The organism is Bacillus sp. FSL W8-0848 (assembly GCF_038007805.1).
Classification (GTDB): domain Bacteria; phylum Bacillota; class Bacilli; order Bacillales; family Bacillaceae; genus Bacillus; species Bacillus glycinifermentans.
This window is the reverse complement of sequence record NZ_JBBOYB010000001.1, coordinates 2,567,697-2,581,530: the sequence shown is the minus strand read 5'-3', so window position 1 is coordinate 2,581,530 and position 13,834 is coordinate 2,567,697. Positions and strand designations below refer to the sequence as shown.

Below are 13,834 nucleotides of genomic sequence, written 5' to 3'. Positions count from 1 at the left end.
TTTGATAGAAAGAAAAGATATTCCTGCCGTGTGGTATTTCGAAGGCATGGAAGTGACAGAAACGGACGCAGGAATCGAGATAAGCGCCTGTGTCCTTAAACATAATGACGATGAGTACCCGTTTGAAGCCGTTTCATTCGATTTAATCCCCGATGATCAATTAAAAGTCGCATATGATCTTTTTGTCGAGTTAGATGTTTCAACAAACGAAATGAAATATATTTTGAACCGATCATACGTAGATCCAGACGGGTATTATCCGGGATACAGCGGTGACAAGCGGCTTATCCATACACTTTTAAGTATAACGGTAGACACCGACGGCAGCCGAACCGGAGAAATATTCAATTTTCACAAGTGGGAGGCCACCAATGAAATTAGTACCAAATGAGCAAAACATCGAAGCAAAAGAGAAAGTCGGCCAAAAAACAGAAGAAGAGATGTTGCGGGAACAGTTGGTATACACTCAGCGTCTTGCCAATGACTTAATCCTAAGACTCGAAGGGACAAAATCGTGATGGGGGCGATCGATGTGTTCGAAGGTAAAAGTCGATACTACGGGCATTTTTATTACTGTTGGCTGAATGGAAGTATCACCACAAAAGAGCTTTACATCCATGTCGAAAATGGTCTTATTACTGAGGAAGAGCGCGCGGAAATCATAGCAAATCCACGGGGCAAAGCATTCCCGGACGAAGTATAAGGAGGAAAACAAAATGACATTTGAAGAATTGAAAAAGCAACATGAGGAATTGAAAGCGCAGTTTGAAAGACAGGCATTAAAGGCAGCGGCTTACAAAGATGAAATGAACCAAACGCATGACAGACTGGCGGAGGCTCGAAGCCTTTATATGTACGAAAGGCAAAGAAGGCAGAACCTTGAGCAGGAAAACGAACAGCTTAAAAAGGAGTTGCAGGAAGAGCGCATAGGCAACTCGCAGGCGGAAGAACCACCGTTACATGAGCAAATCGAAGTAAATAAAGAATATCACCGAAAAAGAGCAGAAGCGGCGAGATAAGCGGCTTTTTTATTTTGTATAAAAGGAGGATATACAATGGATCAATTTTATAAAGGTGTCATTGCTGTTGCGGGTGGAATTGTTGGATTTCTTTTTGGAGGGTGGAGCGTGCTTCTTACTATTTTATCTGTACTTGTGATCATTGATTATGCAAGCGGTCTGGCGGCTGCCGGAATAAATGGAGAAATGAAAAGCAAAGTCGGATATATCGGCATTACTCGAAAAGTATTTATTTTTGTGATCGTTGCGGTTGCTCATATGATTGATTTATTGCTTATTGAAAACGGGATCGAAATGGGTTTTCTTGTCATGACAGTAACAATCGTTTTTTACTGCATCAATGAATTGATCTCCATTACTGAAAACGCGGGAAAAATGGGAGTCTATGTACCGGAGCCGATCACCAAGGCTATTGAGGTTTTAAAACAACAGAATAAATCGGAATGAGGTTGCCGCCCGGCAGCCTTTTTTATTTAAAACAAAATAGGAGTGATTCAAGTGGTTAAGGTAGTCAAAAACTATGTGAAGGTCAACGAGTATACCCGGCCGGGCCTAAAAATGTCAGAAGTAAAGGGCATTGTTATGCACTATACGGCGACGCCGGGCGCTTCTGCATTGAATGAGCGGAATTACTTCAATGGAACGTGTATCGCGGCCAAACGTTATGCCTCAGCCCACTATTTTGTAGACCGAAAAGAGGCGCAGTTGATTATCCCTGAAAATGAAGTCGCATACCATGCACATGATCAAAACCGTTGCTATGTTAGCTTTCTAAAACCGAACGCCAACACAAAGGCCATCGGCGTCGAAATGTGTGTCGAAAAAAATGGCAAGATTCACAGCGAAACCGTTCAAAATGCTGCCGAACTGGTTGCCGATCTGTGCAAGCGTTACGGCCTTTCTACAGACAGAATCGTCCGGCATTACGATGTGACAAACAAAAACTGTCCGGCGCCGTGGGTGAGCGATTCAAGCCAACTTTCGTCATTCAGGAAAAAAGTCGACAGTCTGCTCGGGAATAAAACCGTATCGAACACGACGGCACCCACGAGCCAGCCGAGCAAATTAACAGGGACGGCTATTCTTAAAAAAGGATCGTCGGGCTCAAAAGTAAAGGCGCTTCAAAAACGTTTGATTGCTGCGGGCTTCTCACTGCCGAAGTACGGGGCTGATGGCTCATATGGCAATGAGACGGTGCAAGCTGTCAAATCCCTTCAAAAGAAGGCTGGAATTGCAGTTGATGGAATTTACGGACCAGCAACAGAAAAAGCCCTAGCATCTATTGAAGCGAAAAAGAAAAAATCATCATCAAGCAGCAAAAAATCGTCCTACACGCTGCCTTCTGGCATCTATAAAGTCAAAAGCCCACTGATGAAAGGAACGGCCGTCCGGCAGATTCAGGAGGCACTAGCTGCCCTTTATTTTTACCCGGACAAGGGTGCCAAAAATAACGGTATTGATGGTTATTACGGGCCGAAAACAGCGAACGCGGTCAAACGGTTCCAAATGATGCACGGGCTGTCTGCTGACGGCATTTACGGGCCGAAAACAAAGGCAAAACTCGAATCCTTATTGAAGTGAAAATAAGGCTCTCGTGACAGAGAGCCTATTAAAATAAAATACTATTCTTATAGAAGATAAAAAAATTAAAAGTTTGTAAAATTTTAAAAATGGTATTCCCTTTCAATTGGTTTATATGTTAATATCTTACTTGTAAATATAAACTACAGGAGGTTTAATTTGGTATGAAAAGTTTGAAAGCTAGAGTGTTCATGGTACTTTCTGCACTAGCACTTCTGACCACGGTTGTATTGACTACGCCGGCTTCTACAGTACAAGCCAAAAATGTAACAGAAAGCTTGATGAGTAATCAGAAAGTTAACGATGTCGTGCAAAATATTGACGAAGAAGACATGGAGAAGGCTAAAAGGTTTGTGAAAGAAGCATTGATCACAAATGATGATTTTACATATTCAGTAGACCGTCAAAAAGCAATTCAGATTGGATTTACGGTAGATCAAGTAACTAACATGGCTCTATTTTATGAAAACTTACCATCTGAGCAAGTAAAATTTTTAGAGGAAGGGAAACAGGTTAATGGGGATCAACAAATAAAGCCTATGTTTGTGCCTGCTTTACCTTGGGTAGTATACATTACACTTCAAGAATTATTGGCAATTTTAACAGCTGTGGGATTGGCTGGTGTTGCTCAAGCGTTCTTAAAAGATATTTATACACATGGAATCAAACAAGCATGCAAAAAGTTTTCCAAAAAACACAAGAAAATTAAACAGTTCTGTAAGAATAATGGGTATCCAACAAAATAAGCTCCTGGGTTTTCCCAGGAGTTTTTATAAATAAATCGCAAATAAAGCCGCTAATACGGCCATAATAAAGTAATCGCTGCTATCCATTTTTGTACCGTTTTTAACAAAAACATTCAAAGCCCAATTCAATTTTGTCCCATCCACCGTCTTTGTAACAAATTTTTTTCCGATATTGTAATACAAAACCTTAAATAAAGAGAATGCAACTGAACAGAGCAGAAAGAGCAAAATAAACTTACCAAAAAAAATAAGCATTATGCTGGTCACTCCCAGATCTTTGAATTCTTCAACCGACACCTCAATTTTACCAAATATGTTTATATTAGAAAAGAAGACGTTTGTAGCATCTTTGGTCAAGAGGAAGAGGGCTTACTTCATTTCCACGCCTACAACATCCTCAAATTTGATGAGTTTGGTGTCTCCTTTTGAATCCACGACATGAAAAACCTTGCGAATCTGATTTATGTAATGGATTTTTCCTTCTATGTAAATGACTTCTCCCATTTCTACACCGTTTAAAAAGGGCAGCGGTTTAAACACTGAGAACTGAACTGTTGAATTAAACTCCATCGCGTCACATATTACCCTTTCCATGTCTTCTATTTGAGCCATGTCAAGCACCGGCCTCTGTTGTGGTTGCTTTCTAACTCTCGAAGCAAACTGACATGTTCCGGTAGCATCATTGCCGTCCACTTGATTGTACCCCGATCTTTAAGGTTGTCGTCTCTCATGGTGTTTCATCTCCTTGAGATGATTGTATAGGAACGTTTGTTCTATTTTCAACCGAAAATATATGGGATGTTTGAAATCATTATGCTATAATCTCCATATAATGTACCATTTGCAAAAAAAGGGGCGGGCGTATGTTCTTCGAAGAAAAAGACACTCAGGAAATTATAAAATATGAAGATTATCCTTACGCTGTCTATGTACGGGTTTCGACCGAAAAAGATGAGCAATTTTCGTCCAAGGAAAACCAAGTCGATATTATTCAGCACTGGCTTAGACAAAATAATTATGAATGGAACGAAGACGCCATTCAGATTGATGACGGAATCAGTGGCACAGTTTTACTTGATCGGACAGCAATGCAATTAATTCTTGAAAAGGCCAAAAATCACAAGCTGAAAATGGTTGTTTTTAAATCGATCCACCGGTTGGCTCGTGACTTGAAGGATTCTCTTGAAATCCGTGAGGTTCTACTTGCTCATGGCGTAAGAGTCGTAACACTTGAAGAAGGATATGACAGTCTTTATGAAGGCAAAAACTCAATGAAATTCGAAATGTTCTCAATGTTTGCAGCTCAATATCCACAAACCATATCTGTAGCGGCCAGCGCATCACTTGCAGCAAAGGCGAGAAGGGGCGAACACTCGGGGCGCATCCCTTACGGGTACAAAAAAGACGGGAAATACCTCGCGATCCACGAGGAAGAGGCTAAGGTCATCCGTCTTATATTTGATCTTTATAATAACCACGGATATGGGCAAAAGAGAATCGTTTATAAATTAAATGAGGAACTAAGTCTTGGGAACATTCCCAAGCCTCAAAAGGTTGAGAAGTGGCAATTAACGACTGTACAGCGCATTTTGAAAAACCCGATTTATTGTGGGGTGTTCATCGCCAATCGTTATACAACCGTTAAAGTTGGCGGTCGAAAAAAATTTATGCGTAATCCAAAAGAAAAATGGACAGTTTATAAGGATTGGTGTCCAAAGATTGTATCAGAAGAGGAATTTGAAAAAGCCAATAACCGGGAGCGTAGGCTTGCGAAAAAGCGATTTACTCCTTGGAATGAGCTGCGCGGGAAAATGGTCTGTGGAGAATGCGGAGCTAAAATGGTCATACTTCCTTCTTATAGATACAAACAGAATGGCGAAAAGTCGGAGTTTAACTATTTGAAATGCAGCGCTTATCGTCGCGGCGGAAAAGACTTGTGTGTGAACCATGCACCGATACAGTACAAGGATTTCAGGGCTATGGTAATCAAAAAGCTGAAATCCAAAGGGAAAAGGTTCAAACTGAATTTCAAGTCTGACTTTGAGGAACGGAAAAAGAAGAAGATCAAACAAATGAAAAGTGAGCTCGAGAGCACCGAGAAGAAGAAAAAGCGGCTGATCGAATTGTACCTTGAGGATGCCCTTATTTCAAAGGAAGAGTTTCAATCGAAACGACAAGAGCTCGAGAGCCAACTTGAAAAACTGAATGATGATCTATTCCGGCTTGAACGGGAAGAAGAACAGAGCATCGATATTTCTAACATTCAAAACGCTTTCGCGCAGTTGGAGAGAACAGATCAGGACTTGTTCCATGCGTTTTCCGTACTTATCGATAAATTAGTAATTCATCAGGATGGAACAGTTGACTTCTATTACAATTTCAAATGAGCAAAAATGCGCTTTTAGTTTGCAATAGGAATGCATAACGAATGCCATGCAAAAATTGGGAGTGAAAGGCCGTTCGCAAGCTGTTGTTGAACTTCTTCGAATGGGTGAGCTAGAGCTCTAAATTGCGCCGGTATTCCTTCTTTTGAAAAAGAAGGGAACCGGTTATTTGTTTTTTCCGGAAGCAGCATATTCATGTGCTTAGTCTTGCAATTTTTGCAGAAAAGAAGGAAAATAGACTCGGGTGTTGTGAAATAAAACGACGAGTTGAGCGAGGTTTTAGCACATGAATACGAAAGCTTCTTTGAACCATATTGTGGATATTGAAAAATCGCTCCGCCATATCGCGGGCATCATTAAGCAAAAAGGAAGAGAAATTCTTACTCAATATTCGATTACACCCCCGCAGTTCGTCGGCTTGCAATGGCTGTATGAATACGGGGATATGACGATCGGCGAGCTATCTCACAAAATGTATCTGGCGTGCAGCACCACGACAGATTTAATTGACCGGATGGAAAGAAATAACCTCGTTGAACGTGTGAAAGATCCGTCAGACCGGAGGGTTGTCCGGATCCACCTTTTACCGGAAGGGGAGCGGATCATTCAAGAGGTTATTCAAAAAAGGCAGGATTACTTGGATAACATGCTAGAAGCGTTTTCTGAAGAGGAAACAGCCGTTTTTGAAAAATTATTAATCAAACTTCAGCAGGAAATGAATAGAAAATGAGGCGATTTTGTTGGATCAACCGATAGGAGTCATCGATTCGGGTGTCGGCGGTTTAACCGTGGCAAAAGAAATCATGAGGCAGCTGCCGAAAGAAAACATCATATATCTCGGAGATACGAAAAGATGTCCGTACGGTCCGCGGGACAGAAAAGAAGTTCTTTCATATACATGGGAAATGACAAATTACCTGTTATCCCGTCATCATATTAAAATGCTCGTGATCGCCTGCAATACGGCAACCGCCATCGCGCTTGAGGACATCAGCCAAACGGTTGGCATTCCCGTGATCGGAGTGGTGCAGCCCGGAGCAAGGGCGGCTATTAAAGTGACGGAAAATCAGCGGATCGGCGTCATCGGAACGGAGAATACAATTAGAAGCGGAGCATACGAAAAAGCGCTGCTTTCATTAAACGGCGATCTCACGGTCGAAAACGTAGCCTGTCCGATGTTTGTCCCATTCGTGGAAAGCGGCAAATTTTTGGACGAAACGGCTGATGAAATCGTCAGGGCTTCGCTGTATCCGCTCAGGGATTCATCCATTGATACGCTGATCCTCGGATGCACGCATTACCCCATTTTAAAAGAGCCGATTCAGCGCTACATGGGCGAACGCGTCAACATCATTTCTTCAGGTGATGAGACGGCCAGAGAGGTCAGTACGATTTTATCCTACAACGGTTTATTGAACAAAAGCGCGCTTTCGCCTGAACACCAATTTTTCACAACCGGAGACCGAGAACGGTTTAAAAAAATCGCAAACGATTGGTTTGGCTACGACGTAAAGAATGTGAACAGCATCACGATTGAAAAAACAGCTGTAAAAGAGTACTAAACATACATGAAATAAATGAGCATCTTCTCATACGGAAGATGCTCATTTTGTTTTCTGAAAACGTTCCCCTCGGGCCCTGAGACCAATTCAAACAATTGGTCTATTTTGCATAAAGGCTCGTATACATAGTAGTACAAACAGTCTTAGGAGGGAAAGGTATGCCGAAAAAAGGGACGATGGGAATCGCGGTGTCTGTGACGGCCTCCGTGCTGCTTCTTTCCGGATGCGGTCTGTTTCAGTCAGATCAGGCATCAGAGGAAATTGATCCGCCGCAGGATATCACATATGTAAAAGAGGAGAAGGATCAAGACCAAACGGATCGGACGAAAGAAAAAACAGATGACCAGGACGGCAAAACGACAAGCGAAAATAAAGCGGAACAAAATGGCGATACGGTCATGAGGGAGCTTTATCTGATCGATAAAAACGGATATGTAACGGCACAGACGCTTCCGCTTCCAAAACAGGAAGGAACGGCAAAACAGGCCCTTGAATACCTCGTTGAAGGAGGTCCGGTCTCAAACATCCTTCCCAACGGTTTCAGAGCTGTGCTGCCGGCGGACACAACAGTAAATGTCGACATTAAAGAAGATGGCACAGCCATCGCCGATTTTTCAAACGAATTTAAAAATTATAAAGCAGAAGATGAACAAAAAATCGTCCAGGCGATCACATGGACTTTAACGCAATTTAACTCCATCGACAAAGTGAAAATTCGGATGAACGGGCACGATTTAAAAGAAATGCCTGTAAACGGCACGCCGCTGCCGGAGAATTTGAGCCGCGAGGACGGCATTAATATTGATACCGCCGGTGTGACGGATATGACAGCCACACAGCCTGTTACCGTATATTATTTAGCCGAGACGGATGAAGGCACATACTATGTCCCTGTTACAAAGCGCGCATCTGACAAAGAAAGCGATCAAGTCACGGCAGCGATTGAAGAACTGACGGAAGGCCCGAGCAAAAAAAGCGGATTGCTGTCGGATTTCCAGGGGGACGTGAAGCTCGAGAGCAAGCCGAAAATTGAGGACGGCCACGTGACGCTCGACTTCAATGAAGCCATTTACGGAAGCGCAGACGGGCAAAAGAAAGTGATTTCCGATGAAGTGTTAAACAGCATCGTGCTGACGGTGACCGAACTGCCGGATGTTAAAAGTGTATCCGTCACCGTAAACGGAAAGGCCGAGCTTGTCAATGAAAAAGGCGAAAAGCTGTCAAAACCGGTTTCAAGGCCGAGCAGGGTGAACACAGGTAGTTTTTAGCCGGAGATTTTTGATATACTATAAAAAAAGAGGTGGGCGTATAGAGCTGCCTCTTTCTTTATTCAGTTTTCGTTGACAGGAAATCTGCGAAATGTTTATGTACATACAATCGGAGGTAAAACATGAGATACGATGGAAGACAAAATGACGAATTGCGCCCTGTTGAGATGGAACTTGACTTCATTACCCATCCTGAAGGATCGGTGCTGATTACCGTCGGCAATACAAAGGTGATTTGCAATGCATCCGTAGAAGACCGCGTTCCGCCGTTTTTGCGCGGAGAAGGGAAAGGCTGGATTACGGCAGAATACAGCATGCTGCCACGCGCCACGAATCAGAGGACGATCAGGGAATCGTCAAAAGGAAAAATTTCCGGACGTACGATGGAAATCCAAAGGCTGATCGGACGAGCTTTGCGCGCGGTCGTTGATTTGGAGAAGCTCGGCGAACGGACGATCTGGATCGACTGTGACGTGATTCAGGCGGACGGCGGAACGAGAACGGCTTCGATCACCGGGGCATTCACCGCGATGGCGCTGGCCGTCAGCCGGCTTATGGAAAACGGGACGCTGAAAACAATGCCGATCACTGACTTTTTGGCTGCCACTTCAGTGGGGATCGACAAGGAGCACGGACTCATCCTTGATTTGAATTATCAGGAAGACTCGGCAGCAGAGGTTGATATGAACGTGGTTATGACGGGGGAAGGCCGCTTTGTCGAGCTTCAGGGAACCGGTGAAGAAGCGACGTTTTCAAAAAGCGAACTGAACGGTCTTTTAGAGCTTGCCGAAAAAGGGATTGCCGAACTCATCGAAAAACAGAAAGAAGCGCTCGGTGACGCTGCAGCGGCCATTCAGCAACAATAAAACTTTCAGAAAGGCTTGATACGAAATGAAAGAAGTCATCATTGCCACAAAAAACGAAGGAAAAGTCAAGGAATTCAAAGAAATACTCGCCCCGCGAGGCTATGATGTCAAATCATTACTGGATATCGGCTATACGGCCGATATCGAAGAAACCGGACAAACCTTTGAAGAAAACGCAATCATCAAAGCGGAAACGATTTCGAAAGAGACCGGCAAAATCGTGATTGCCGACGACTCCGGCCTGTCCGTCGATTATCTCGGCGGAAGGCCGGGGGTCTACTCGGCACGCTATGCCGGAGAAGAAAAAAACGACCTCGCCAACCTGCAGAAGCTGTTAAAAGAACTCGAAGGAGTCGAAAAGGAAGAGCGTTCGGCAAGATTCAGATGCGCGCTTGCCTTATGCATTCCGGGACAGGAAACGAAAACGGTCGAAGGGGCCGTCGAAGGCTATATTACAGAGGAGCCGATGGGGACGAACGGATTTGGCTATGATCCGGTGTTCCTCGTCAAAGATAAGGATCAGACGATGGCTCAGCTTTCAAGCAGCGAAAAAAACAAGATCAGCCACAGGGCGGATGCGCTCAAAAAGCTGACCGCATTATTGGATTGACACGGAGAGGAGGTGCCGGAATGAAGGTGCTGATCGTAAGCGACAGCCACGGCCTTGAAAATGAACTCGAAACAATCGCCAAACGTCATGAGAAGGATGCTGATCTCAACATCCACTGCGGAGATTCCGAGCTTGACCCTTCTCATCCGGCGCTTGCTTCCTACTTGACGGTAAAAGGTAACTGCGACTTTTACGGGGAATTTAAAGATGAAATCGTCGTACCGATCGGTGAGCGGAAGCTGTTTTTTACACACGGACATTTATACGGCATCAAGCAGTCGCTGTTAAATGTGTATTACCGGGCGGAAGAACTCGGAGCCGATATCATCTGCTTCGGCCACTCCCACATCGCCGGCAGCGAGCTGATGGACGGAAAGCTGCTGATCAACCCCGGCAGCATCCGCCTTCCCCGGGTGCGAAGGGAGAAAACTTATGCTATACTAAGCATTGACAATAACAACGCAGAAGTCCGCTTTTACGATACATCCGGACAGGAAATCGAAAGCTTAACAAATCGTTGCCGATTGCCGTAACATTCATGAGGAAGAATTTCTTCTTCCTCGTGATGAAAAAAAATTCTAAAAAAATGTTGACTTATGGGCACAATACGCATATAATAAATCTTGTCGCTGATAGTTAAAGCAAGCAAAACAACACATCATGTCCCAGTAGCTCAGCTGGATAGAGCAACGGCCTTCTAAGCCGTCGGTCGGGAGTTCGAATCTCTCCTGGGACGTTAAGCTGAAAAGCCTCAAATCTCTTGGTATACAAGGGTTTGAGGCTTTTTTCTTTAAGATCAAAGGTAAAGGCGTAAAAGCTGTAGGGAAAAATTCTGGTATATTCGATAAAATATCATTATATCCCTATAAAACTGTTTAAACGTATATATTCAACCTGCACCATCTTCTAAAAAGCATGTCTACAATCTTAAAGCCATTTTTATTTTTAATACTTCAAGAAACAGAAGGTGGGTTTTTTGACCTGATCAATAAGATTCATTTTCGTGGATAGACAGGATTTATTCACCAATTTCTTTCCGTAAAGTGGTAAACTCTATACTGATTGTAACTTTAGTATTAGAGGGGAATGCCATGAAGACTCTTGATGTCCATGCGTTGCACCATGCAATTGATCAAACGCTGGAACAATTAAAAAAGCAATCAGAAGAAATCGCCAATCTCAAAAAAAGCGTTGACGGGATAACGGCTCTTGATGATGCTTTAGAAGGTAAAGGAGGCGACGCGATTCGCGCCTTTTATGAAGAATGCCACACTCCGTTTTTGCGGTTCTATGAATCTTTCGTCGAGGAATACGAGTCATCTTTAAAAAAAGTGAAAAATGCACTGAATTCCTTGGAACCGAATCACAACGGTTATATTTCGCAAGCCTTTCTCGATCACGATCTGGAACAAGGCTTGAACGCGGCTGATCGAACAACGAAACATTTGGTATCAAAAGCCAACGCCGCGATTTCAAAAGTCAGCCATATTGTTGATTTGCCGGATTTGAATGACAATGATTTTCATGAACAAAACCGAAAAGCAATGAAAGACATCAATCAGACAATTGAAAAGCTGCACACTTTTGACAGGGAGCAGACAAACGCCCTCAAAACCGCTGAAAACGATCTTAAGACGATGCAGAGGTACATAACCAGGCTTGAAAAAATGTATACGGGTCCTAAAATTGAGATTGCAACCTATCAAAAAGGCTCGATTTTAAAGCCGGATGAGATGGATGCTTTACGCGGGGATCAAGAGACAGCGATGGGCGTCATGTTGGATAAGCTTGATAAGAGATCAAAGCTTGAAAAAGAGATTAGCGAAGTTAGCGAACATGATGTTCAACTTTATAAGCTGAGGAAAAAGCTCGAAAATGCATCCGATTCAGAGGAATATATTAAGATTGCTAAAGAAATCGGTTATGATAATCTCACACCAGAAGAAATGGAGCATGTTAAATCCATTGAGTTCTGGGACGATCCTCTTCAAGCGACAATTAATAATGTTAAAGAGGCCGGTCAAGGCCTTTTAGACGGTGTAGTGGACGCAGGGGAAAAATTAGATGAGGCGGGGGAAAAATATTTAGGTCCTGTATATAAATCAGTTAAAGGCAGTGCGGTCGCCGGATATGATCTTGCGAAAGATTTTGTTGATGGCGGAATTCAGCTGGGATGGAATATCGGATGGACAATCGACCATTTATATAAAGACCCACAGGTTGTTTTAGATACTGTTCTTGGATACGATTATAAAGGCGCTTTTCTGAGCATGATTGACACGTTGGCGGAAAAATGGGATGAGAAGGTAGTACATGGGGATGCGTATTCAAGAGCGCATTATTTTACTTATATGATCGGTAGCCTGTGGGGCTTGAGGAGCGGAAAATCTTCTGTTTCAACTGGCTCAAAAGATATTGCGAAAGCGGGAAAAACAGCGGTAAGCAAGGTGAAGAAAGCCGGTAAGGCCGTAAAACAGTCAATCAAGCCGCCTAATAATCGATATACTCCTGCATTGCAAGGGATTCTTCAAGATGCACCGAATTCTATTAACGTGAAGAATACGCCGATGGTATTAAAAGAATTGGCCGAGGATGGAAAGAAAAGTGTGCTTTTTAAGTCAGCTAAGGGTAAAGTAAATGATGTTACTAAAGTTAAAAAAGAAACGATAAAAAGGTTTACAAAAGAACAATTGGCAACTAAGCCTAGAAATTCCCCTATTCCAGAAAAATGGGAGAAAAAAGGTGGAAAAGTAGAGATAGATAAAGATGGCACTTGGGTATATACAAATAAAAAAGGACAAACGGTTAGGTATACTGGAGGTTATCCAGACTTCACCCCATATATGCACCCTACTGTAAAACCTGTAGAGATTGAGGTTGCAAAACCAACAAATCGTTCAGCAGACTTTAGACAGGCAAATTTAAAGGCTGGGTTAAACAAGGACTCTGATCCGCCGGTAGCTGCTTTAAACGAGCCACCAGAAGGATATACCTGGCATCATCATGAAGATGGAAAAACAATGATGTTGGTTGATAAAAAAGTGCATAGAGAATTTACTCACGTTGGTGGGGTTAATACTGTTAACGGTAAATAAAGAGGAGGAATTGTAATATGGCTAAAATAATTAATTCACACGATCAACTTTCGTTGGAACAAATCGAACAATTTGAATCAGAAAATAATGTTAAGCTGTCAGAGCTTTATAAAGAATTTTTATTAAAATGGAATGGCGGTAAAGCAAGACCAAATATATTTAAAATTTCAGATGAACAAGGTTCCAGTGTCTTAAACGTTTTTTATGGAATTGGGGAAATGTATGATAATTTAGAGGATTTCTTGGACATAATGGACGACCGTTTGCCTGAAGGATTTATTCCTATTGCAGAAGATCCCGCAGGAAATGTTATTTGTTTAGGAACCGAAGAGCCTTATTATGAAAAGATATACTTTTGGGATCATGAAGAAGAGTCAGAGAATCCTGATGACATGAGCAATATGTATTTTCTAGCTGATAACATCAATGGATTTTTGGACAGCCTTTATGAAGATGATGCAAAATAAAATGTAATTCTAGAACCTTGATTGGCTACTGTCTTTCAAGGTTTTTTATGTTCAAATCGAGAAAAATCCGACAAAAAGGGGGATAAAATAGGGGACTTTTTTAATTCCACTTTGTCATACGATAGATACAAAAAAACGAACGTGAATATTGAGTCCAAGACGGAGAGCCTGCGGACGTTGATCTTTTGCACAAGGATGTTATGCAGATGATTGATGTCCGTTTTTTAATGGAGAAT

16 protein-coding genes, 1 tRNA gene and 4 pseudogenes are annotated in these 13,834 nt (G+C 42.6%); 19 read left to right on the top strand and 2 right to left on the bottom strand.

Going from position 1 to position 13,834, the window contains the following annotated elements; all coding sequences use genetic code 11:
* The first annotated feature begins 1 nt into the window (after position 1).
* The 8 genes and pseudogenes from NSQ39_RS13485 to NSQ39_RS13450 all read left to right on the top strand — a co-directional run bounded on the left by NSQ39_RS13485 (position 2) and on the right by NSQ39_RS13450 (position 3,346).
* A complete protein-coding gene (locus tag NSQ39_RS13485; RefSeq protein WP_341015385.1) occupies positions 2 to 391 on the top strand; it encodes a hypothetical protein in 390 nt (129 codons plus the stop codon).
* Positions 372 to 518, top strand: a complete 147-nt coding sequence (locus NSQ39_RS13480; RefSeq protein ID WP_341015384.1) for a hypothetical protein — start codon at positions 372 to 374, stop codon at positions 516 to 518. The genes NSQ39_RS13485 and NSQ39_RS13480 overlap by 20 nt, the downstream gene beginning before the upstream one ends.
* Positions 518 to 703, top strand: a complete 186-nt coding sequence (locus tag NSQ39_RS13475) for an XkdX family protein (RefSeq protein ID WP_341015382.1) — start codon at positions 518 to 520, stop codon at positions 701 to 703. The genes NSQ39_RS13480 and NSQ39_RS13475 overlap by 1 nt, the downstream gene beginning before the upstream one ends.
* Positions 704 to 716: 13 nt before the next feature.
* Positions 717 to 1,019, top strand: coding sequence for a hypothetical protein (locus NSQ39_RS13470; RefSeq protein ID WP_341015380.1), 303 nt, complete (start codon positions 717 to 719; stop codon positions 1,017 to 1,019).
* Positions 1,020 to 1,055: 36 nt separating this feature from the next.
* A complete protein-coding gene (locus NSQ39_RS13465; RefSeq protein ID WP_341015378.1) occupies positions 1,056 to 1,466 on the top strand; it encodes a phage holin family protein in 411 nt (136 codons plus the stop codon).
* 111 nt (positions 1,467 to 1,577) lie between these two features.
* Positions 1,578 to 2,282 (top strand): annotated as a pseudogene (locus NSQ39_RS13460) (peptidoglycan recognition protein family protein); the annotation flags it as partial.
* Positions 2,283 to 2,294: 12 nt separating this feature from the next.
* A pseudogene (locus tag NSQ39_RS13455) lies at positions 2,295 to 2,600 on the top strand (peptidoglycan-binding domain-containing protein); the annotation flags it as partial.
* 164 nt (positions 2,601 to 2,764) lie between these two features.
* Positions 2,765 to 3,346, top strand: coding sequence for a hypothetical protein (locus NSQ39_RS13450; RefSeq protein ID WP_046131995.1), 582 nt, complete (start codon positions 2,765 to 2,767; stop codon positions 3,344 to 3,346).
* A 24-nt stretch (positions 3,347 to 3,370) separates the two neighbouring features.
* On the opposite strand, the gene NSQ39_RS13445 is transcribed toward NSQ39_RS13450, so the two are convergent.
* Both NSQ39_RS13445 and NSQ39_RS13440 read right to left on the bottom strand, forming a co-directional pair.
* Entirely contained in the window at positions 3,371 to 3,601 is a 231-nt protein-coding gene (locus tag NSQ39_RS13445; protein WP_046131996.1) for a hypothetical protein, read from the bottom strand.
* Positions 3,602 to 3,715: 114 nt separating this feature from the next.
* Positions 3,716 to 4,029 (bottom strand): annotated as a pseudogene (locus tag NSQ39_RS13440) (YolD-like family protein).
* A gap of 180 nt (positions 4,030 to 4,209) precedes the next feature.
* Between NSQ39_RS13440 and NSQ39_RS13435 the strand changes: the two are divergent.
* The 11 genes and pseudogenes from NSQ39_RS13435 to NSQ39_RS13385 all read left to right on the top strand — a co-directional run bounded on the left by NSQ39_RS13435 (position 4,210) and on the right by NSQ39_RS13385 (position 13,598).
* Positions 4,210 to 5,733, top strand: coding sequence for a recombinase family protein (locus NSQ39_RS13435; protein ID WP_175075692.1), 1,524 nt, complete (start codon positions 4,210 to 4,212; stop codon positions 5,731 to 5,733).
* A 34-nt stretch (positions 5,734 to 5,767) separates the two neighbouring features.
* Positions 5,768 to 5,854, top strand: a pseudogene (gerE, locus tag NSQ39_RS13430) (spore germination transcription factor GerE); the annotation flags it as partial.
* Between the two features lie 162 nt (positions 5,855 to 6,016).
* Positions 6,017 to 6,460: a MarR family winged helix-turn-helix transcriptional regulator gene (locus tag NSQ39_RS13425; protein WP_175075691.1), complete on the top strand. Its 444-nt coding sequence runs from the start codon at positions 6,017 to 6,019 to the stop codon at positions 6,458 to 6,460.
* A gap of 7 nt (positions 6,461 to 6,467) precedes the next feature.
* Positions 6,468 to 7,292 (top strand): glutamate racemase, encoded by an 825-nt coding sequence (gene racE, locus NSQ39_RS13420; RefSeq protein ID WP_341015373.1) that lies wholly within the window; start codon positions 6,468 to 6,470, stop codon positions 7,290 to 7,292.
* A gap of 158 nt (positions 7,293 to 7,450) precedes the next feature.
* A complete protein-coding gene (locus tag NSQ39_RS13415; RefSeq protein ID WP_175075690.1) occupies positions 7,451 to 8,560 on the top strand; it encodes a GerMN domain-containing protein in 1,110 nt (369 codons plus the stop codon).
* A 122-nt stretch (positions 8,561 to 8,682) separates the two neighbouring features.
* A complete protein-coding gene (rph, locus tag NSQ39_RS13410) occupies positions 8,683 to 9,426 on the top strand; it encodes a ribonuclease PH (protein WP_046132001.1) in 744 nt (247 codons plus the stop codon).
* Positions 9,427 to 9,451: 25 nt separating this feature from the next.
* Positions 9,452 to 10,036, top strand: a complete 585-nt coding sequence (locus NSQ39_RS13405) for an XTP/dITP diphosphatase (RefSeq protein ID WP_175075689.1) — start codon at positions 9,452 to 9,454, stop codon at positions 10,034 to 10,036.
* Positions 10,037 to 10,056: 20 nt separating this feature from the next.
* Positions 10,057 to 10,569: a YfcE family phosphodiesterase gene (locus NSQ39_RS13400; RefSeq protein WP_175075688.1), complete on the top strand. Its 513-nt coding sequence runs from the start codon at positions 10,057 to 10,059 to the stop codon at positions 10,567 to 10,569.
* A gap of 129 nt (positions 10,570 to 10,698) precedes the next feature.
* Positions 10,699 to 10,772, top strand: a tRNA-Arg gene (locus tag NSQ39_RS13395).
* A 355-nt stretch (positions 10,773 to 11,127) separates the two neighbouring features.
* Positions 11,128 to 13,131 carry a T7SS effector LXG polymorphic toxin gene (locus NSQ39_RS13390; RefSeq protein ID WP_175075687.1) on the top strand — a complete coding sequence of 668 codons (2,004 nt, stop codon included), beginning with the start codon at positions 11,128 to 11,130 and terminating at the stop codon, positions 13,129 to 13,131.
* 17 nt (positions 13,132 to 13,148) lie between these two features.
* On the top strand, positions 13,149 to 13,598 hold the full coding sequence (locus tag NSQ39_RS13385; protein ID WP_175075686.1) for an SMI1/KNR4 family protein: 450 nt from the start codon (positions 13,149 to 13,151) through the stop codon (positions 13,596 to 13,598).
* Positions 13,599 to 13,834: the final 236 nt, after the last annotated feature.